Here is a 19842-nt window from a genome sequence, read left to right as displayed (position 1 = left end):
TGGTTGAGCTTACACCAGGTTTAAGCGGCTCAGCAGGGCAGCCTTATAAGAGTTGCCAATGGGTACGGGCAGCACGCTGGTGGCCTGTTCCGCGTTGCGGCCGGCTTCTACAATCACGGCATCATTCTCAATGGCAATGATGCGGTCGAGGCGCACGATGTACTTGCGGTGCACCCGCGCAAAGTCGCGGACCGGCAGCTTGGCCTCCAGCTCCTTCATGGTGCTGTACACAGTGTACCGCTCCCGGCCCGAGTAAATATTCACGTAGTCGCCCAGGGCTTCTACGTAGCGGATATCGGCCGTATTAACGCGGAGCAGCTTATGATCCTGCTTGATGAAAATTTCGTTTTGACCTCCGTGCAGGTAAAATGATTCAGCCGTATCGTTGGCCATTCGCAGTAATCCTTCCAGCTTATGTTTTTCTTCTTCCAGCTGGATGCGGGCCCGCCGCAGCTCCAGGTGCGATACTACCTCCCGCGCCAGAATGCGCAGGGCATCCCGCTGCTCCTCGGTCAGGCGCCGGGGTACTACATCAATGGTGCAGATGGTGCCCAGCGCCTGTCCTTCGGGGGTTATAAGCGGAGCACCAGCATAAAATCGAATATTGGGCTCACCGGTTACCAGCTCATTTCGCTGAAATAAGGGGTCTAGGGTAGCATCCTCCACCTCGTACACGTTATCCGTGCGGATGGCATGCTGGCAGAAGGCCAGATGAAGGTGCGTGCTCGGCACATCAAGCCCGATACGGGCCTTAAACCACTGCCGCTCGGCATCCAGCAGCGAAACCAGTGAAATAGGGGTACCGCAGATGTAGGCGGCCAGCCGCACCAGGTCGTCAAACACGGCCTCGGGCGGGGTATCCAGGATGTGGTAGTTGCGCAATGCTTCCAATCGGGCCGCATCGGCGGCAGGACGACGGACCGTAGCCGGTATTGTCTGGTCGGGAGAGAGAAGGGTAGAGGACATTAGGGCTAATGCAGGAGTTGAAACGTGCTATCCGGTTAACGAAGCATAAATTGCCTTCTAAATAGCGTATATAGCCTTAATTTCTTCCTATTGACCCGCTGAGCAGCTCAAATTGCGGGGCTAACGGTTGGATTTGCTGGGTAAGGCTGCACACCAGATCGAAGCCCCACGCGCTAAAACCGGGTAGGCCTGTCTTGTTGCGGGCGCGCAGGCAAAGGAACTGATTTTGAAATTATGCGGTACCTTTACAATCTTGATGCGTACAAAACTGCGTACACGTAGCTTTGCCACTCTAAACCCAGCCTAACGGCTTCCCCTTATGAACTTTGCCACACTCCTGCTCGGAATCGGAAACTTCGGCGGTACTGAGTTTCTTCTGATCGGACTTGCTATTATTCTGCTCTTCGGTGCCAAGCGTATCCCGGAGCTGTTCCGGGGCATGGGCCAGGGCATCCGCGAGTTCAAGGATGCTTCCAAGGAACCCAAGCCCGAGTTCCGCGACCAGCCGGCCAACCCCAACGACCCTACGGCCCCGCGCCGCTAAGCTGCCTACCCTATGAACGCTCCTCTCTTTCTGTTTCTGGAGGGTATCGGTGGCGGTGAGCTGATGGTCATCGTCCTGTTTATCCTTATTTTCTTCGGGGCCAACAAAATTCCGGAACTGGCCCGCGGCCTGGGCAAGGGCATCCGGGAGTTTAAGGATGCTTCCCGCGAAATCCGCAGCGAAATTGAAAACGCCGGGCAGACGCCGCAACCCCAGCAGCCTTACCAGCAGCAATTCAATCAGCAGCCCTACTCCGCGCCTACCCCCACTCCGGTAGCCGAAGCACCAGTAGCCGCCGCCCCAGCACCGGTGGCCCCGCCCATGGATGGCGGCATAACCCCGCCGGTTGCGCCGGCCCCCGAGCAGCGGCCCCGCCTCGACCAAACGACCTAAGTAGCGGGGGTAAGGTAGCAGGATGTGAGAACCAACGCCCATCGTCCTACCCTCTGGCCCCTACCTCTTCCCTCCTCCAAACCCTTTTCGTCTTGAGACGCTTCAACTCCCTCACGGAAGTTCGCCACGAGCTGACGGCAGGCACCACGTCCTGCCGTCAGCTCGTGGAGTATTATCTGGATAACATCCGCCGCAAACAGCACCTCAATGCCTTTCTGGAGGTGTGGCCCGAAGAGGCCCTGGCCCAGGCCGACGCCGTAGACGCCAAGCTGGCGGCTGGCACGGCCGGGAAGCTGGCGGGCATGGTTATCGGTTTGAAAGATGTGCTGGCCTATGAGGGCCACGCCCTGCAAAGCAGTAGCCATATTCTGGACGGCTTCAAGTCGTTGTTTACGGGTACGGCCGTGCAGCGTCTGCTCGATGAGGACGCCATTCTGATTGGTCGTCAGAACTGCGACGAGTTTGCTATGGGCGCTTCCAACGAAACGTCCTTTTTTGGGCCAGCCCGCAACGAGGTGGACCCCGAGCGAGTGCCCGGGGGTTCCTCGGGAGGCTCGGCGGTGGCCGTGCAAGCCGATTTGTGTTTAGCTTCTATCGGTTCCGATACGGGTGGCTCGGTGCGGCAGCCGGCGGCGTTTTGCGGCATTGTAGGGTTTAAGCCTACTTACTCGCGCATCTCGCGTTACGGTCTGGTGGCGTATGCTTCCTCGTTTGACCAGATCGGGACGCTTACCCGCTCGGTGGAGGACGCCGCTCTGCTGCTGGAGGTAATGGCCGGCTCTGACCGTTTTGACAGCACGGCCAGCCAGCGTGAGGTTCCTGCCTATAGCCAGCAGCTGGCCCCGGCCCCGCACTATCGCATCGGCTACATCAAAGACTGTCTGGAGCGCCCCGGGCTGAACGCGGAAATCAAGGCTGCCACGGAGCAGGCCCTGGACCGGTTCCGCGGGCAGGGCCACGTAGTGGAGGGAGTGGACTTTCCCTACCTCGATTATATTGTGCCCACGTATTACATCCTTACTACAGCCGAAGCCAGCTCTAACCTGAGCCGCTACGACGGCGTGAAGTTTGGCTACCGCGCTCCGGATGCCACCGACCTGGAGTCGCTGTACAAGAAAACCCGTTCCCAGGGCTTCGGGCCCGAGGTGCAGCGCCGGATTCTGCTGGGCACTTTTGTACTGAGCGCCAGCTACTACGATGCCTACTACACCAAGGCGCAGCGCGTGCGCCGTCTCATCAAGGAAAAAACCGATGAGCTGCTGCGCGAGTACGATTTTCTGGTGCTGCCAACTACCCCTACCACGGCCTTCCGCATCGGCGACGTGAACAAGGATACGCTGGCCATGTACCTGGCTGATATCTTCACGGTGCAGGCTTCCCTGGCGGGCGTACCGGCTATTTCAGTACCGGCCGGCACCGATTCGCAGGGCCTGCCCATCGGCCTGCAGATTCTGAGCGGGGCGTTCCGCGAAGAGCACCTGCTGGCCTTCGCCAACTCGGTTACCGAAACGCTGGCTTCGGTAGAAGCCTAGGGCGGTACCCTGATCTTCGATACCCCGGAGTTCCACTCCGGTCTTGGCCGACAACCGGTGGTAAGCTGGTTGCTGATGCGGGACCTGCGTGGGGCTTCGGGGTTCTTATTCCCGGCCCGGGCTGGCATTGTACTGGTTTCGTGCTATTTTTGAAGATGTGCCCCCCTGAGGTACAGCATTTTGAGCGTTCGGCTTACCTGCCCGTTTACATGTACGTATGAAGAAGTTGTTGCTGCGTGCTGCTGTTCCCGTATTGTTTGCTGCCTCGGCAGCACTGCCGGCGGCGGCCCAGGTGCAGCCCACCCTCCCTTCCGCGCCGGCTACCCCACCGGCGGCGGACGACTCCTTACAGGTAAACCTGAAGCTGCTGCCCGACTCGCTGGTAGCGGCCCCTACCCCCCTCGATTCCGTGAAGCTGGCCTGGCTCCGGACCCCGCCCGAGCTGCGCGACCTGGTAGGGGACCGGATCAGCTGCTTTGAAACGGACGTGCCGCACGTCTTCAACTCGCACGTTATGGCCTTTGTGCGGCTGTTCACGGAGCGGCAGCGCGGCTACACCCAGCGGGTGCTGGAACGCGAAAACCTGTACTTTCCGCTTTTCGAAAAGTATCTGGCCAAGTATAACCTGCCCACCGACCTGAAGTACCTGGCTGTGGTGGAGTCGGCCCTGATTCCAACGGCCAAGTCGCGGGTAGGCGCCACCGGGCTCTGGCAGTTCATGGGGCCTACGGCCAACGACCTGCGCCTGCGCCGCGACGAGTGGGTGGATGAGCGCATGAACCCGGAAAAGGCTACTGAGGCTGCCTGCAAACATTTGCGCTACCTCTACGGCGTGTTTCATGACTGGGAAATGGTGCTGGCCGCGTATAACTGGGGGGCGGGCAACATGCAGAAGGTAGTGCGGCGTACCGGCAAGAAAACCTACTGGGAAGTGCACCCCCACCTGCCGGCCGAAACGCGCAACTACGTGCCCACCTTCACGGCCATCATGTACACCCTGAAGTACGCCCACCAGCACCAGCTGCACTCCCCCGCCCTACGCTACCAGTACCCCGAGCCCATGGATACGCTGCAGCTGGCCGGCCGGGCCTTCGACCTCACCCGCCTGGCCCGCGCCTGCGGCTACTCCGACTCCATGGCGCTGGCACGGCTGAATCCGGAGCTGCGCAAGCTCTGGCTGCCCCAGGGCTACCGGCCCTACGCCGTGCAGCTGCCGGCGGCGGTCCGGCCGGCGCTGGCCGTAGTTGATCGGGCAACGCTGTTCGACTACTGCCGCCCCCTGGCCGAGCTGCCCCAGCTGCTGCCGTTTCGCGTGGTAGCCCTGACCGGCGTGGAGCCTTTCCCAACCCGGACAGTAGCTGATGGCGGTTTGCGCGAGAAAGCGCGGGAGGCCCAGCCCCGGTTCCGGCGCGTGCGCCACACCGTGAAGCGGGGCGAGACGGTAGCCTCGGTAGCCGAGCGCTACGCGGTAAGCCCGGCTCAGCTGCGGCGCTGGAACACGCTTGGCAGGGCCAACGCCCTTACGCCGCGCCGCCAGCTGGTAGTGTTTGTGCCGGTGCCAGCAACTTCTACGGCCTCCTCTGAAGTGCGCATGGCGGCTACGGAAAACCGGAAAAACGACGTTGCGGTGGCCCGGCCGGCCGTTAAGATCCGCCCTGTAGCGGAAACATCCGAGCCTGAAGGCCCAGCCTTGGCCCGGCCGGCCTCCCGCCTGGCCTCGCCTGCCCGGACGGCGCGGATCGTGCCCGAAACGGTGGCCGCTGCGCAGCCCGATGATTCGGGGCCGGCTACCTACGTAGTGCGCCGCGGCGACTTTCTGGAGAAGGTGGCCCGCACGCACGGCCTGACCGTCAGCCAGTTGATGGCACGCAACAAGCTAACAGCCGCGACTCTGACGCCCGGCCAGAAGCTGAACCTGCGGGAAACTGAAGACACAGCCGCTGAAATAGCCACCGCTACCCGCGAGGCGGCCGCTGCCGCTCAGGAACCCGCTCGCCGGGCCGCCCGCCCTGCCCTGCCCGCGCCCCAGGTGCACTTGGTGCAGCCCGGCGACACGCTCTACAATATCTCGCGCCGCTACCAGGGCCTCACCGTAGAAAAGCTGCGGGAGCTGAATAACCTGCAGTCGGATGAGGTAAAGCCCGGGCAGAAGCTCATTGTTAAGAGCTAAAGTCCTACCCCTCTTATTCCCGGAAAGGGCAGAGCGCATGCTTTGCCCTTTTTTATGGAAGGTGCTTCCAGGAAGCAGCTACCGAAACCTGGTCAGGCAACGGCTGTCAGCGCCCTTGCCCGGCTGAGCTACTTACCGGCTACTCGGTTAATAAAATACGGTAAACCCTTCTCCTAACCGGAATTTGCTGGCACCTTTGAGGTCCAATTTTTCACTAGCCACCGGGGATGAACGCCACGCCGCAAGAAGAACGAGAGTACCTGGAAGAAATCAAGGAGAAGCTGACCCTGGCCATCCGGCGCATTGATGACGCCGTGCGGCGGTATTCCAACGAGCTGCGGGAGAAAAAGCAGTACATCCACGAGCATCAGTCGGGCATGGATGAGGCCGATATGGTTTCCGCTGAGCAGTCCATCAACCGCATGGCCTACACGGGCGAGGGCGCCGTGGCCCGCAAGCGCCGCCTGCTCAAGCTGGGCCAGTCGCCGTACTTTGGGCGCATCGATTTCGCTACCCCCGGCAAGGCGGCCAACCCGGTGTACATCGGGGTGTATTCTTTTCTCGATGAAACCCAGCGCCAGAACCTGATCTACGACTGGCGGGCGCCCATTTCCTCCCTGTTTTATGATTTCGAGCTGGGCGAGGCCTCTTACCCTACCCCCTCCGGCACGGTAAAGGGCACCATTGAGCTGAAGCGCCAGTACAAGATCCGGGACGGGCGGCTGGAGTACCTGCTCGACAGCGACGTGAACATTCACGACGACGTGCTGCAGCAGGAGCTGGCCAAGTCCTCCGACGATAAGATGAAGAACATCGTTGCCACGATTCAGCGGGACCAGAACGCCGTAATCCGCAACGAAACCGCGCCGGTGATGATTATTCAGGGGGTAGCCGGCTCGGGCAAAACCTCTATTGCCCTGCACCGCATTGCCTTCCTGCTGTACCGCTACCGCGATACACTGGCCGCCAAGGATGTGCTCATCATTTCGCCTAACAAGGTATTTGCCGACTACATCTCCAACGTGCTGCCCGAGCTGGGCGAGGAGCACATTCCGGAGCTGGGCATGGACGAGGTGGCCGCCGACCTGCTTGATAATCGTTACACCTTCCAGACCTTTTTCGAGCAGGTATCGGCGCTGCTGGAGCGCCACGACGCGGCCTTCATTGAGCGCATCCGGTTCAAGTCCTCGTTTGAGTTTCTGAGCCAGCTCAACCAGTACCTGCTGCACGTTGAGAATAATTACTTCAGCGTGGCCGACCTACGGGTAGGGCGCACGGTGGTACCCGGCGCGTTTATACAGCAGAAGTTTAAGGCCTACCACCGGGTGCCGCTGCTCAAGCGTTTCGGGCAGGTAGCCAATGATGTGCGGGCCTACGTGCGCGACAAGGCTGACCGCAAGCTCACGGGGGGCGAAAAGGCCGCCATCGGGGAAGGTATTCCGCGCATGTTCCGCTACGGCAACGTGCTGGAATTCTACCGGGATTTTTACCGCTGGCTCGGCCGGCCAGAGTTGCTCAAGCTCGACCAACACCGCTTGCACCTGGAGTACGCCGATGTTTTCCCGCTGATTTACCTGCGCCTGCGCCTGGAGGGTCTCACGGCCTACGACCACGTGAAGCACCTGCTGGTGGATGAAATGCAGGATTATACCCCGGTGCAGTACGCCGTGCTATCCAGGCTGTTTCCGTGCCGCAAAACTATTCTGGGCGATGTCAGCCAGACGGTGAATCCCTACAGTGCCTCTTCGGCCGAAGCCATTGAGCGCGTGTTCCCGCAGGCCGATGTGGTGAAGCTGTACCGCAGCTACCGCTCTACCCTGGAGATTACCGCTTTTGCCCAGCGCATCAGCCCCAACCCTCACATTATTCCGTTGGAGCGGCACGGGCAGGAGCCTGCCGTACTGCGCTACCCCAGCCCCGAAGCGGAGCTGGAAGCGGTGCGGGCGCTTGTCACCGCGTTTCCGGGCTCCGGCAGTCAGTCATTGGGCGTCATCTGTAAAACGCTCCGGCAAGCCGAGCGGGCGTATGAGGTGCTGCAGGGCCCCGGCGTAGCCCTGCTCACGGAGGAGTCCACGACCTTCAAAGACGGTGTTATCATCACGACGGCCCATTTGGCGAAAGGACTGGAATTTGATGCCGTCATCGTGCCCTTCGCCTCGACGCGCACCTACAAAACGGAGGTGGACCGCAGCATGCTCTACGTGGCCTGCACCCGAGCTATGCACCAGCTCACCCTCACGTACTCCGGGGAGCTCACCACCTTCCTGGGCGACTAAAAGTGCCTGGATAACGGCTTACTTCCGCTGTTTCAGAAAGTGCAGGGCTAACGCTCTGCACTTTTTTTGTTTTTGACTACCAACACCCTGCACAAAAAATGCAGCAGTAAATTCAAGGCAGGGAACTATTTCGGCTGAAGTTGGCACGGCGCTTGGCTAAGCACCGGTATTCCGCGTCCTCCTTCCTATCCTTTCCTTACTATGTTGAAATCAGTACGTATCCCATTTCTGTCCGGCGTTACCTTGCTAGTGCTTACTACGGCTTGCCAGAAAGACACCGAAATGCCCGAGCCAACGGTTACGCCGCCGGTGCAAGAGGCCAACGTTAGCTTAACCTACACCTACCCAACGGCTTCCGCCAACCGAGGCCAGACATTTCTGGCCCAGGAACCAACCGGCAAGCTGGCGTCCGATAAGCTTACCCTCGCTTTTGAAAAAGCCCCACGCGCCGTGGGTATGCTCACGGAGGAGCGCATAGGGTTTGTACTTCCCCGCAGCAAACAGAAAAGCGGCCTGGTAGGCTCCTACACCTTGGCCTCGCAGCCCGACCCCGGCCAGGGCGAGGTAGTAGCTACCTACGAGCGCCCGACCTTCAATACGGGTGTGTACCTGAACCAGTATTCCGGCAACTCGCACCCCATGGAGGGCTCCCTGGTCATTACCAAATACGACGCCGCCCGCCAGCTTATCAGCGGCTCTTTTACGTTCACGGTGAAGCAGGCCAAAGACCCCTACACCTACCTGGCCATCGGCTCCAGCTCAGATGGCCGCAGCAGCTGTGAGATTAAAGGCTACGGTACGTTTGAGGAAATTCCGCTGCTCTAGGCTGAGCCTCGCCTCCCTACCCCCTGCCCGCCCCAAACCCTACTGCTGGGTTTGGGGTGTTTTTCTTATCCGGGCGGGGGCTTGTACCTTTGCCCTGGGTTGATTTTGCCCCATCCTGCTTTCTTGCCGTTTAAAGGAAGCTCCACCCCTCGCATTGTAGCATGCTGAAGATAAACAAACAGGACGCGCTCAATTACCACTCGCAAAGTCCCGCCGGTAAAATTGAAGTCATTCCGACCAAGCCCGTCAGCACCCAGCTGGATTTGGCCCTGGCCTACTCGCCGGGGGTAGCCGAGCCCTGCAAAGCCATTGCCGCCAACAAGGACGACGTATATAAATACACGGCCAAGGGCAACTTGGTAGGCGTTATCAGCAACGGCACGGCCGTGCTGGGACTGGGCAACATCGGCCCCGATGCCTCCAAGCCGGTTATGGAAGGCAAAGGCGTACTGTTCAAGAAGTTCGCGGGCATCGATTGCTTCGATATTGAAATCGACGCCACCGACCCCGAGGAGTTTATCCGCATCGTGAAGTCGCTGGAGCCCACGTTCGGCGGCATCAACCTGGAGGACATTAAAGCCCCCGAGTGCTTCCCCATTGAGACTGCCCTGCGTGAGCAGATGAACATTCCGCTTATGCACGACGACCAGCACGGCACGGCTATTATTTCGTCGGCGGCCTTGCTGAACGCCCTGGAGGTAGTCGGTAAGAAAATCGACGAAATTCAGGTGGTCGTGAGTGGGGCCGGTGCTGCCGCCATCAGCTGCCTGCGCCTGTATCTGGAGCTGGGCCTGAAGCGCGAGAACGTGGTGGTGTTCGACAAAGACGGCATCATTAACCCCCAGCGCACCGATCTGGCGGCTCTGCAGATGCAGTTTGCTACCCAGCGCGACATCACCAGCCTGGCCCAGGCCATGGAAGGCGCCGACTTCTTCCTGGGCCTTTCGGCGGCCAACGTGCTGGCGCCCGAGCTGTTGCTGAAGATGGCCGCCAACCCCATTGTGTTTGCCCTGGCCAACCCCGATCCGGAAATAGCCTACGACCTAGCCCTGGCTACCCGCCAGGACATCATTATGGCTACCGGCCGCTCCGACCATCCCAACCAGGTGAATAACGTACTGGGCTTCCCTTACATTTTCCGGGGCGCGCTAGACGTGCGGGCTACGGAAATCAACGAGGCCATGAAGCTGGCCGCCGTGCACGCCCTGGCCGAGCTGGCCAAGGAGCCCGTGCCCGACATGGTAAACAAGGCCTACGGCGACAACACCCTCTCCTTCGGCCGCACCTACCTGATTCCTAAGCCTCTGGACCCCCGCCTGATTACCACCGTCAGCCCGGCCGTAGCCAAGGCCGCCATGGAAAGCGGGGTAGCCCGCACCCAGATCGACGACTGGTTTGCTTACGAGGACGAGCTGCGCGCCCGCCTCGGCGTGAACCAGAAGCTGATGAACCGCATTACCCAGGCGGCCCGCAGCAACCCCAAGCGCGTGGTATTCGCCGAGGGCGACACCTATAAAATTCTCAAGGCTGCCCAGATTCTGCACGACGAGGGCATTGCCCAGCCCATCCTGCTCGGCAACCGCAACAAGATTGCGCGCATTGCCGCCGAAAACTCCCTCGACCTGGAAGGCTGCCAGATCATCGACATTCTGCACGAGGAGGCCAAGCGCGAGGAGTACGCCCAGAAGCTGTACGAGAAGCGCCAGCGCCGCGGCATTACCCTCTACGAAGGTCGCCGTTTGCTGCGCGAGCGGAACTACTTCGGGAGCATGATGCTGGAAACCGGTGAGGCCGACGCCTTTATCACGGGTCTGAGCAAGGACTACGGCAAGAGCATCGTGCCTTCCCTGCAGGTAATTGGGGTAGCTGAAAGCGTGAAGCGTGTGGCTTCCATGTACATCATTCAGCACAAGAAAGGCCCGTACTTCTTCGCCGATACCACCGTGAACATCGACCCCTCGGCCGAGGAAATGGTGGAAATCATTGGCCTGACCTCGCGGGCCGTGAAGTTCTTCGATACCGAGCCGCGGGTAGGCGTTATCAGCTACTCCAACTTCGGCTCGAATCCCGGTGAGTTGCCCGACAAGGCCCGCCGTGCCACCGAGCTGGCCAAGCAGCGCTACCCCGACCTGATTCTGGACGGCGAGATGCAGGCTAACACGGCCCTGAACCCGGAGCTGCTGCGCGAGCAGTACCCCTTCTCGCCCCTGGCCGACAAAGGCGGGGCCAACACGCTCATCTTCCCGAACGTGATTAGCGGCAACATTGCCTACAAAGTCATTCAGGAGATTGGCGGCGCCGAAGTAATCGGACCCATTCTGATGGGTATGCGCAAGCCGGTGCACATTCTGCAACTGGGTGCTTCGGTCCGCGAAATCGTGAACATGGCCGCCATTGCCGTGGTAGATGCCCAACACCCGGAAGGCAAGGGGTTGTAATGAGGTGATGGGGTGAGGAGGTGAATGGTGAGGAAGTGAATAGTGATAGGTGACGGTAGAACGCACTTCCCTACCCCTCTAAAGTATCAGAAGCCCGGCTGCCTGGTAAGCAGCCGGGCTTCTGCCTTCTCCGGCTTTCGATTTTCTCCTTGCCTTTACCTCCTCACCCCATCACCTCCTCACCATTCACCTCCTCACCCCTGACTTTGATTCCGGGCAAATTCGCGCCAACTTGCTTGTATCCCCGGCCGGCGCACCCTGAGCCGGCTAATCTGATTAGAACGCCTAAGTTACTTGGCACGAAACCCTGCCGCGGGTTGTTCTGCCCGTTCTGACAACTTCTACTTTAACCACCCCGCATGATTGCCTACGTTGACGGTAAACTCGCTTATAAAGACCCCACCCAAGCCATTCTGGACGTAAATGGCATTGGCTACGAAGTCCGGATTTCCCTGGCTACCTACTCCAAGCTGCCCGCCGATGGCGAGAAGGCCAAGCTCTATACCTATCAGCACATTAAGGAAGATGGGCAGGCACTCTATGGCTTCCTGGACCCCAACGAGAAAGCCCTGTTCATGCAGCTGATTTCGGTGTCGGGCATTGGGCCGGGCACGGGTATCGTGATGGTGTCGTCGATGTCGGTAGGCGAAATCCGCCAGGCCATTGTCAGCGAGGACGTCCGGGCCATTCAGGCCATTAAGGGGGTAGGGCCCAAAACGGCGCAGCGTGTGGTGCTGGAGCTGAAGGACAAGCTGCGTAAAGACGAGCTGCTGGCCAAAGCCGGTATTGATACCGTACCGCTGGCCAAAGCGCACAATACCAACCGCAGCGAAGCGTTAGCGGCTCTGGTAACGCTAGGCTTTGCCCGGGCTGCGGCCGAGAAAACCCTCGACCAGATCCAGAACAAGCACGGCAACGACCTGAGCGTGGAGGAATTAATTAAATTCGCTCTTAAGTCTCATTAGGTCAGGTTCGTTTTTTTGCTTTCCACTCTCCGCTTTTTGCTGCCCGGCCGGGTTTGGTACGGGCTGACGGCAGAGAGTACGTGGCCCTTCGGGAAAACAGAAAGCAAACGGCGAAACTAACCTACCGCTTTCTTTCCTTCGCCCTTCCCGACGATTATTGACGCTTGAATACCGGTAAGAAGTCCCTGGCCGCCTCCCTGGCGGCCGTTGTATCGTTGGTGACCTGGTGGTCGCAGGCTAAGCCGGTGGGGGGCCCGGGCACCTCGTTCACCATGCAGCAGCTCTGGTCCGACTGGCTACCGGCCGGCTCGCCGAAGCTGCGGCTGCCGCTGGGCTTTTCTCCTGATACGCCGCGCATTGATACGGCCCGCTACCGGCCCAGCCGCCGCCCCCGCGTGGCCCCGCAGGACCGGCTGGGTACGCCGTTTTCGCCGCAGCGCCGCCGCTCCCCGCTGGTGCTGCCCCTCCCCTCTAACGTAGAACTCGATGTACAGGCCGACGACAGCCTGAAAAACTTTGATGTGCGCGAGAAGCTGGGCACGGACCTCGACTACCGTGACCCGAGCCGCATGACGTTTGAGGAGTACTCGCGCTGGCAGCAGCAGCAGGCCGTGCGCAACTATTTCCGGCAGCGCTCGGCTGGGGGGGTAGCCGGCAGCCCCAATACGCCCGCCGCCCAGCGCCTAATTCCGAAGATCTACCTGGGCCCCATGGCCGACCGGATTTTTGGGGGTAGCTACGTGGATATCCGGCCCCAGGGAGCCGTGACGCTGCGCCTGGGGGCCCGCTTCAACCGCAACGAAAACCCTACCCTGACGCTGCGCCAGCAACGGGTTGGCGACTTTCAGTACGACCAAAACCTGAACCTGAACCTGACCGGGCAGATTGGCGAAAAGCTCCGGCTCACCTTTAACTACGACACCCGCGCGGCCTTCGATTTCGAGAACAACATGAAGCTCGATTACACGGGCTACGAAACCGATATCATCCGCAAGATAGAGCTGGGCAACGTGTCCCTGCCCCTGAACAACTCCCTGATTCAGGGCGGCCAGAACCTGTTCGGGGTAAAGGCGCAGTTTCAGTTTGGGCGCCTGGGCATTACTACCGTTGCCAGTACCCTGCGTGGACAGGCCGATGAGGTCCGGATTCAGAACGGGGGCCAGAGCCGGCAATTTGAGCTGAAAGCCAGCCAGTACGAGCGGGACCGGCACTACTTCCTGTCCCAGGCCTTCCGCGACCGGTACGATGCTGCCCTGCGCAACCTGCCTACCGTGCAGAGCGGGGTTGAAATCAATAATCTGGAGGTGTACGTCACCAACGACAACCGCCAGAGCGACAACCTGCGCAATGTGGTGGCCCTTCAGGATCTGGGGGAGCCCAAGCGCCTCTACCGGGGCCGGTTTCAGAAGCCCGCTGGCCCCAACGCCCTGGCCGACAACAACGCCAACACCCTGCTGAGCCAGGTGCTGGCTGGTGGCACGGATGCCCGCAGCGAGCAGGGCGTAGATGACTACCTGGCCGGTTCGCTGCAGCTCCAGCGCAGCGTGGACTATGAGCACGTACGGGCCCGCAAGCTGGACCCGCGCGAGTACACCTACAATGCGCAGCTGGGCTACATCTCGCTGAACACGCAGCTGCTGCCCGAGCAGGTGCTGGCCGTATCGTACCAGTACGTCACCAATGTGGCCAGTAGCAGCGGCCAAAACCAGCCCAAGAAGGTAGGGGAAATTACCACCGATTATGGCTCGCGGGGGCAGGATGAGGTAATCTACCTGAAGCTGCTGAAAGCCACCAACCCGGCTGTGGGCCTGGCCGACCCCAGCCAAAACCCGAGCAACGAAAACCTGCTCACGCGCAACCTGCCGACCTGGGATTTGATGATGAAAAACATCTATCCCCTGAACGCCAGCCAGCTCAACCGCGACAACTTCCAGCTTCAGATCGTTTATAAAGACGACGTGACGGGGGTGGACCTGATTTCGTTGAAAGAAGGCCAGCGTATTGCCAACCGCCCCCTGATTGAGGTGCTCAACCTTGACAACGTAAACCCCAACAACGACCGAAACCCCGACGGCAACTTCGACTTCTTCCCCGGTATCACCATTGATACCGAACAAGGACGTATTATCTTCCCCGAGGTGCAGCCCTTTGGCAACTACCTCGCGGCGCAGTTCGATACGGCTACCTCTACTACCGAACGCGACCTGGCGCGCAAATATGTGTACCGCGAGCTGTACACCCAGGTGCAGAGCGACGCCCAGCAGCGCCAGGAGAAAGATAAGTTCTTCCTGCGCGGCCGCTTCCAGGCTACCTCCACCGACGAGATTAACCTGCCCGGCATCGGCATTGCCGAGGGCTCGGTGCGGGTGCGGGCCGGTAGCACGCTGCTCCAGGAAGGCGTGGACTACCAGGTGTTCTACGACCAGGCCAAGGTGAAGATCCTGAACCCGAGCTACCTCAACTCGGCCAACGAGCTGCGCGTGGAGTTCGAGAAGAACGCCCTGGTGCAGGTGCAGCCCCGCAAGCTGCTGGGCGCCCGCTTCGACTACCGGGTGTCGCCGGACCTGAATTTTGGCGCCACGGTGCTGCACCTGCGCGAAAACCAGGCCCCGGGCATCAACCGCGTGAACGTGGGCGACGAGCCGGGCAACAACACCATCTACGGCTTTGATGTGAACATGCGCCGCGAGTCCCGGGCCCTGACCAAGTACCTGGACCTGCTCCCGCTGATTTCAACCAAGGAGGTGTCATCGGTGGCGTTTAGTGGCGAGTTTGCGCAGCTGCTGCCGGGCCAGTCGCGGCTGGGCTCGGGCGAGAGCGGGGGCGAAAATGGGGTTTCCTACCTTGATGACTTCGAGAATGCCCGCACGCCTTACACCCTGGGCGGCATCAACTCGGCGGTTACCTGGCGGTTGGCCGCTACCCCCGCCCCCCTGGGTGGCGGGGTGCAGGGCCTGGCGGCCGGCTTCAGCCGGGCCAAGCTGGCCTGGTACACCATCGACCAGACGTACTACACCAACGGCCAAAGCAAACCCCAGAACGTTGGGGTGAATGATCTGAAAAACCACTACGTGCGCGGCATCAAGCGCACGGAGGTATTCCCGAACCGCGACGTAGGCACCACCGGCAACTCCTTTGAGGCGACCTTCGACCTAGCTTATTTCCCCGACGAGCGAGGCCAGTACAACTACAACCCGGCCGTAAACCCCAGCCAGCCGCGCCGGTTTGCTACCACCGATGCAGCCGCTAACCGCGCCCGTTATGGCGGTATTTCGCGCGAAATCACCTTCGACACCGACTTCGACAACGCCAACGTAGAGTACCTGGAGTTCTGGATGATGGACCCCTTCCTGGGCGGTGAGAATGGCAAAGTGAAGGACCAGGACGGGCAGGACGATAATAATACCACCGGCGGCGACCTGTACATCAACCTGGGCACTGTTTCGGAAGATGTACTGAAGGACAACAACCGCTACGCGTTCGAGAACGGCTTGCCTGTGGACCGGGCCAACCTGACCCAGGATACCAACCCCACGCCCTACGGCCGGGTGTCGCGCCAGCCCTTCCTGACCGATGCCTTTAATGCTACCCCCGGCGCCCGCACCCAGCAGGACGTAGGTCTGGACGGGGTGAATGACGACGAGGAGAAGGCTCTGCCCGAGGCAGACCCCGTGTACCGCACGGTGCCGGACCCGGCCGCCGACAACTTCCGCCACCACCTCGACCCCAGCTACGACCAGCAGGACGCTAAAGTGCTGGCCCGCTACAAAGATTTCAACGGCATGCAGGGCAACTCGCCCGAAGGTAGCCAGCTCAGCTCCACGGCCTTCCCCGACAAGGAAGACTTGAACCGGGACAACGTACTGACCGACACGGAGCGCTACTACGAGTACCGCATGCAGCTGCGGCCGGGCCAGCTGGAGGTAGGCCAGAATTTCATCGTGGACAAAATCACGAACAAGAACTCGGATACGGATAACGAGGAAGTAACCTGGTACCAGTTCCGGATTCCGGTGCGCCAGCCCACCGGCATTGTGGACCCGCTGCAGGGCCAGACTACCCAGGACTTCGGGTTTAAGTCGATCCGGTTTCTGCGCATGTACCTCACGCAGTGGCAGCAGCCGGTGGTGCTGCGCCTGGTGCAGCCCCAGTTTGTGGCCAACCAGTGGCGCCGCTACCTCACCAAAATTGCCGACCCGACCCAGGTTATCGTCAGTCCCGATACCGACGCCGACGCCTTCAACATCTCAACGGTCAGCATCGAGGAAAACGGTCCGGCCGCCGTGGTGGGCACCGATGCTATTCCCTACGTGCTACCCCCTAACATCCGCCGCGACCGGGAGTACGGCTCCAGCACCGTGAACCGCCAGCAGAATGAGCAGAGCCTGCGCCTGGTGGTGGAAGGCCTACGCGACGGTTTCGCCAAAGCTGCTTACAAGAACATCAACCTGAGTTTGCTGCGCTACAAGCGTCTGAAGCTGTTTCTGCACGCCGAAAACGAAGACGGCACCACCCGCGACGGGCAGCTGCGCGGCTTTGTGCGCCTCGGCACCGACTACACCCAGAACTACTACGAGTACTCCAAGCCCCTGATTCTGACCAAGCGCGGCCAGAGCAAGGTGGAAGATGTATGGCCCGAGGCGAACCGCATCGACCTGAAGCTGCAGGATTTTATTGATGCCAAAGCCCGCCGCAACCAGCAGGCCGGCTCCAGCGCCGACTACAGCAAGCCCTTCGTAGTAACCCTGCCCGACAACTCTACCATTACCGTAGTCGGCAACCCGGATTTGTCGGCGGTGCAGGGCGTGATGATTGGGATTCTGAACCCCCGCGACGACAATGCCAGCAAGAACCTCACGCTGTGGGCCGATGAGCTGCGGGTATCGGAGTTTGAGACGGAAAACGGCTGGGCCGCTACCGCCCGCTTCAACGCCAAGCTGGCCGACATTGCCAACATCACGGCCACGGGCAGCTACGTGACGACCGGGTTTGGCGGCCTGCAGGACCGCGCCCAGCAACGCTCCCTCGACAACATTGCCCGCGGCGACGTGAATGCCACGGTAGCCGCCGAGAAGTTCTTCCCCGAAAAGCTGGGCCTGCGGGTACCGGTGCTGGTGCAGGCCGGCGTGGAAAGCCGCGCCCCCAAGTACGACCCCCTCGACCCCGATACCAAGCTGACCCAGTCGCTGGAGAAGTTCAAGACCTCGGAGGAGAAGGCAGCCTACCGCAAGGAAGTAGTGGACCAGACCAGCCAGCGGAGCATTTCGGTGCTGAACGTGCGCAAGGAGCGCACCAACCCCGACAAAAAGGTGCGCCCCTACGACGTGGAGAACTTCGCCTTGAGCTACTCCCTCACCGAGCGCCTGCACACCGACATCCGGACCGACCGGGACTACACCCGCACCTACACCGGGGCCCTGGCCTACGTGTACCAGGCTACGCCGCGCAACTACACGCCCCTGGCCAAGGTAAAGGCCTTCGATTCGCCCTACCTCAAGATGCTGCAGGAAGTGAACTTCACGCCCCTGCCTTCGCGCTTCTCCTTCCGCGCCGACCTGGACCGCCGCTACAACGAGCGGTTTCTGCAGCGCACCCTGGAGCCCGGCCAGGTACCCGTCACGGCTGGCATTCCGGGTATTTTCCAGAAGGCCTTCTTCTTTAACCGCATCTATGATTTGCGCTGGGACCTGACCAAGGCCTTGGCTATTGATTACACGGCTACCAACCGGGCCGTGGTGGATGAAAACCCCGGCCGCAGCATCGGCGACGACCCGGTGGCCCGCCAGAACCGGGAGCTGCTGCGCCGCAACCTGCTGCGCGGGGGCCGCACCACCAACTTCAACCAGACCGTTGCCTTCACCTACCGCCTGCCCCTGGACAAGTTTCCGCTCACCGATTGGCTGTCGGCCGATGCGCGCTACGCGGCCAACTACACCTGGCAGGCCGCTTCCACGGCCCTGACCGCGCCCCTGGACCCCACCGACCCGAACAGCGAAACCGTGCCCCTGAATCTGGGCAACACAGTGCAGAACAACGGGGAGCTGAGCGCCAACGGCCGCATTGATCTGGTGAAGCTCTACAACAAGGTGCGCTTCCTCAACATCATCAACAACGCCCCGCCGCCCCAGCCCCGGGCCCAGGCGCCGGCCAACCCCCGCGACGGCCTGGCCCGCCGCCTGCAGCCGGGCGCTACCGACGCCGCTACCCCCACCGACTCCACGAAGGGTCCGGAGCTGCGCGTACTGAAGGCCGTGCTTCGCTCCCTGATGACGGCCCGCTCCCTCAACTTCACCTACACCCGCTCCAACGGCACCCTGCTCCCGGGTTACCTGCCCGGCACCCGCTTCTTCGGGCTAAACAGTGATTTTGATGCGCCGGGCGTGCCCTTCCTGCTAGGGCGCCAGTACGATTTGGACGCCCTCTACCAGCGGGCCTACAACAACGGCTGGTACACCACCAGCAGCCAGTACCTGAATACGCCGCTCAGCTCGCTGCTGACGGAGGCCTTGTCCCTGCGCACTACCCTGGAGCCCTTCCGCGACTTTAACATTCAGCTGGATGCCCGCCGCAACCTGGTGCGCAACCGGGAAGTGTTCTACCGCCTGCAGGTAGATACGCTGACGCTGCGGCCTATTGCCAACGAAGGGCCACGAGCCAGCAACGCCCTGGGCTCGGGCACGTTCAGCACCTCGGTTATTTCTATCCGAACCCTGTTCGGTGACCTGAGCAACCGGGGCGAAGGATCCAAGGCGTTCCAGCGGTTCATTGACAACCGAGTGTTTGTGCAGCAGCGGCTGTCGGATGACAACTCGGCGGCCAACTCCGCCGGGGATGAGGGCCGCTACAGCTATAACTCCCAGGATGTGCTACTGCCGGCCTTCCTTGATGCCTACCGGGGCAAGTCGTCGGACGGCTACAAGTCCAAGAAATTCAACCCCTTTGGTGTACTACCGATTCCGAACTGGAATATCGCCTACAACGGTCTGGCCGAGGTTCCCTTTATGCAGCGCTACTTCCGCTCCATCACCCTGAACCACGCGTACTCGGCCCTTTACAACATTAACAGCTACACTACCAATGCCGCGTACACCCGCGAGCCGCAGGGGCTGCCTACCCTTATCAGCGACAATCAGCAGTATATACCTTACTACATTCTGGGCCAGGTAACCATTGCCGAGCGGCTCGCCCCTCTAATCGGGCTGAATTTTCAGACATCCGGCAATCTGACGGGCCGCCTGGAGTACCGCATCGACCGCAACATCGGCCTCAACATCCCGACGGCCCAGGTAACGGAGCTGCACTCTAAGGAAATCATTATCGGGGCGGGCTTTGCTACCAGCCGCCTGAAGCTGCCCTTCCGCATTGGGGGCGAGCAGCGGGTGCTGCGCAACGAGCTCAACGCCCGCCTCGACCTGAGCATCCGCGACAACTTCACTATTCAGCGCACCATTCTGGACGTAGTTGATCCGGGCGGAACAACCACGGCTTCGGCGGGCCGGGCCACCAGCCAGGTAACCAACGGCACGCGCCAGGTCCAGCTCCGCCCTACCGTCGATTACGTGCTCAACCAGCGCCTGAACCTACAGTTCTTCTTTACCCAGAACATTACGGCTCCGCGGGTGCAGAACGCTTTCCGCAATACCACCACCGAGGGCGGCGTGCAGCTGCGCTACAGCCTCTCGCAGTAACCGGCCGCTTTTCTTCGTGCTTGCCAAAGCCCACCTTCCCGGAAG

10 protein-coding genes are annotated in these 19842 nt (G+C 60.9%); 9 read left to right on the top strand and 1 reads right to left on the bottom strand.

Translation table 11 applies throughout. From position 1 onward, the window contains the following. Positions 1–9: 9 nt before the first annotated feature. Positions 10–966: a GAF domain-containing DNA-binding protein gene (locus GGU46_RS02325; protein ID WP_183401966.1), complete on the bottom strand. Its 957-nt coding sequence runs from the start codon at positions 964–966 to the stop codon at positions 10–12. Between the two features lie 319 nt (positions 967–1285). Between GGU46_RS02325 and GGU46_RS02320 the strand changes: the two genes are divergently transcribed. From GGU46_RS02320 to sov, 9 genes are all read left to right on the top strand, one after another. Continuing rightward, positions 1286–1510: a Sec-independent protein translocase subunit TatA/TatB gene (locus GGU46_RS02320; RefSeq protein WP_183401965.1), complete on the top strand. Its 225-nt coding sequence runs from the start codon at positions 1286–1288 to the stop codon at positions 1508–1510. Between the two features lie 12 nt (positions 1511–1522). Then, positions 1523–1903 (top strand): Sec-independent protein translocase subunit TatA/TatB, encoded by a 381-nt coding sequence (locus GGU46_RS22400; RefSeq protein WP_183401964.1) that lies wholly within the window; start codon positions 1523–1525, stop codon positions 1901–1903. Positions 1904–1995: 92 nt separating this feature from the next. Further along, a complete protein-coding gene (gene gatA, locus GGU46_RS02310; protein ID WP_183401963.1) occupies positions 1996–3435 on the top strand; it encodes an Asp-tRNA(Asn)/Glu-tRNA(Gln) amidotransferase subunit GatA in 1440 nt (479 codons plus the stop codon). Between the two features lie 217 nt (positions 3436–3652). Further along, complete coding sequence (locus GGU46_RS02305; RefSeq protein ID WP_183401962.1) at positions 3653–5605, top strand: LysM peptidoglycan-binding domain-containing protein; 1953 nt, start codon at positions 3653–3655, stop codon at positions 5603–5605. Between the two features lie 227 nt (positions 5606–5832). Beyond that, on the top strand, positions 5833–7881 hold the full coding sequence (locus GGU46_RS02300) for a HelD family protein (RefSeq protein WP_183401961.1): 2049 nt from the start codon (positions 5833–5835) through the stop codon (positions 7879–7881). A gap of 201 nt (positions 7882–8082) precedes the next feature. Beyond that, positions 8083–8706 (top strand): hypothetical protein, encoded by a 624-nt coding sequence (locus tag GGU46_RS02295; protein ID WP_183401960.1) that lies wholly within the window; start codon positions 8083–8085, stop codon positions 8704–8706. Positions 8707–8867: 161 nt separating this feature from the next. Further along, on the top strand, positions 8868–11144 hold the full coding sequence (locus tag GGU46_RS02290; RefSeq protein WP_183401959.1) for an NADP-dependent malic enzyme: 2277 nt from the start codon (positions 8868–8870) through the stop codon (positions 11142–11144). Between the two features lie 359 nt (positions 11145–11503). Then, complete coding sequence (ruvA, locus tag GGU46_RS02285; protein WP_183401958.1) at positions 11504–12109, top strand: Holliday junction branch migration protein RuvA; 606 nt, start codon at positions 11504–11506, stop codon at positions 12107–12109. A gap of 164 nt (positions 12110–12273) precedes the next feature. Continuing rightward, entirely contained in the window at positions 12274–19797 is a 7524-nt protein-coding gene (sov, locus tag GGU46_RS02280) for a T9SS outer membrane translocon Sov/SprA (RefSeq protein ID WP_246398680.1), read from the top strand. Positions 19798–19842: the final 45 nt, after the last annotated feature.

Source organism: Hymenobacter latericoloratus, assembly GCF_014199535.1.
GTDB lineage: Bacteria > Bacteroidota > Bacteroidia > Cytophagales > Hymenobacteraceae > Hymenobacter > Hymenobacter latericoloratus.
The sequence above is the reverse complement of the archived record's forward strand: the minus strand, read 5'-3'. Positions and strand labels throughout refer to the sequence as shown.

Coding starts and splice junctions, on each gene's coding strand:
- GGU46_RS02320 (WP_183401965.1), top strand. CDS start 1,286: ATGAACTTTGCCACACTCCTGCTCGGAATCGGAAACTTCGGCGGTACT.
- GGU46_RS02300 (WP_183401961.1), top strand. CDS start 5,833: ATGAACGCCACGCCGCAAGAAGAACGAGAGTACCTGGAAGAAATCAAG.
- GGU46_RS02305 (WP_183401962.1), top strand. CDS start 3,653: ATGAAGAAGTTGTTGCTGCGTGCTGCTGTTCCCGTATTGTTTGCTGCC.
- GGU46_RS02290 (WP_183401959.1), top strand. CDS start 8,868: ATGCTGAAGATAAACAAACAGGACGCGCTCAATTACCACTCGCAAAGT.
- ruvA (WP_183401958.1), top strand. CDS start 11,504: ATGATTGCCTACGTTGACGGTAAACTCGCTTATAAAGACCCCACCCAA.
- GGU46_RS02325 (WP_183401966.1), bottom strand. CDS start 966: ATGTCCTCTACCCTTCTCTCTCCCGACCAGACAATACCGGCTACGGTC.
- GGU46_RS02295 (WP_183401960.1), top strand. CDS start 8,083: ATGTTGAAATCAGTACGTATCCCATTTCTGTCCGGCGTTACCTTGCTA.
- GGU46_RS22400 (WP_183401964.1), top strand. CDS start 1,523: ATGAACGCTCCTCTCTTTCTGTTTCTGGAGGGTATCGGTGGCGGTGAG.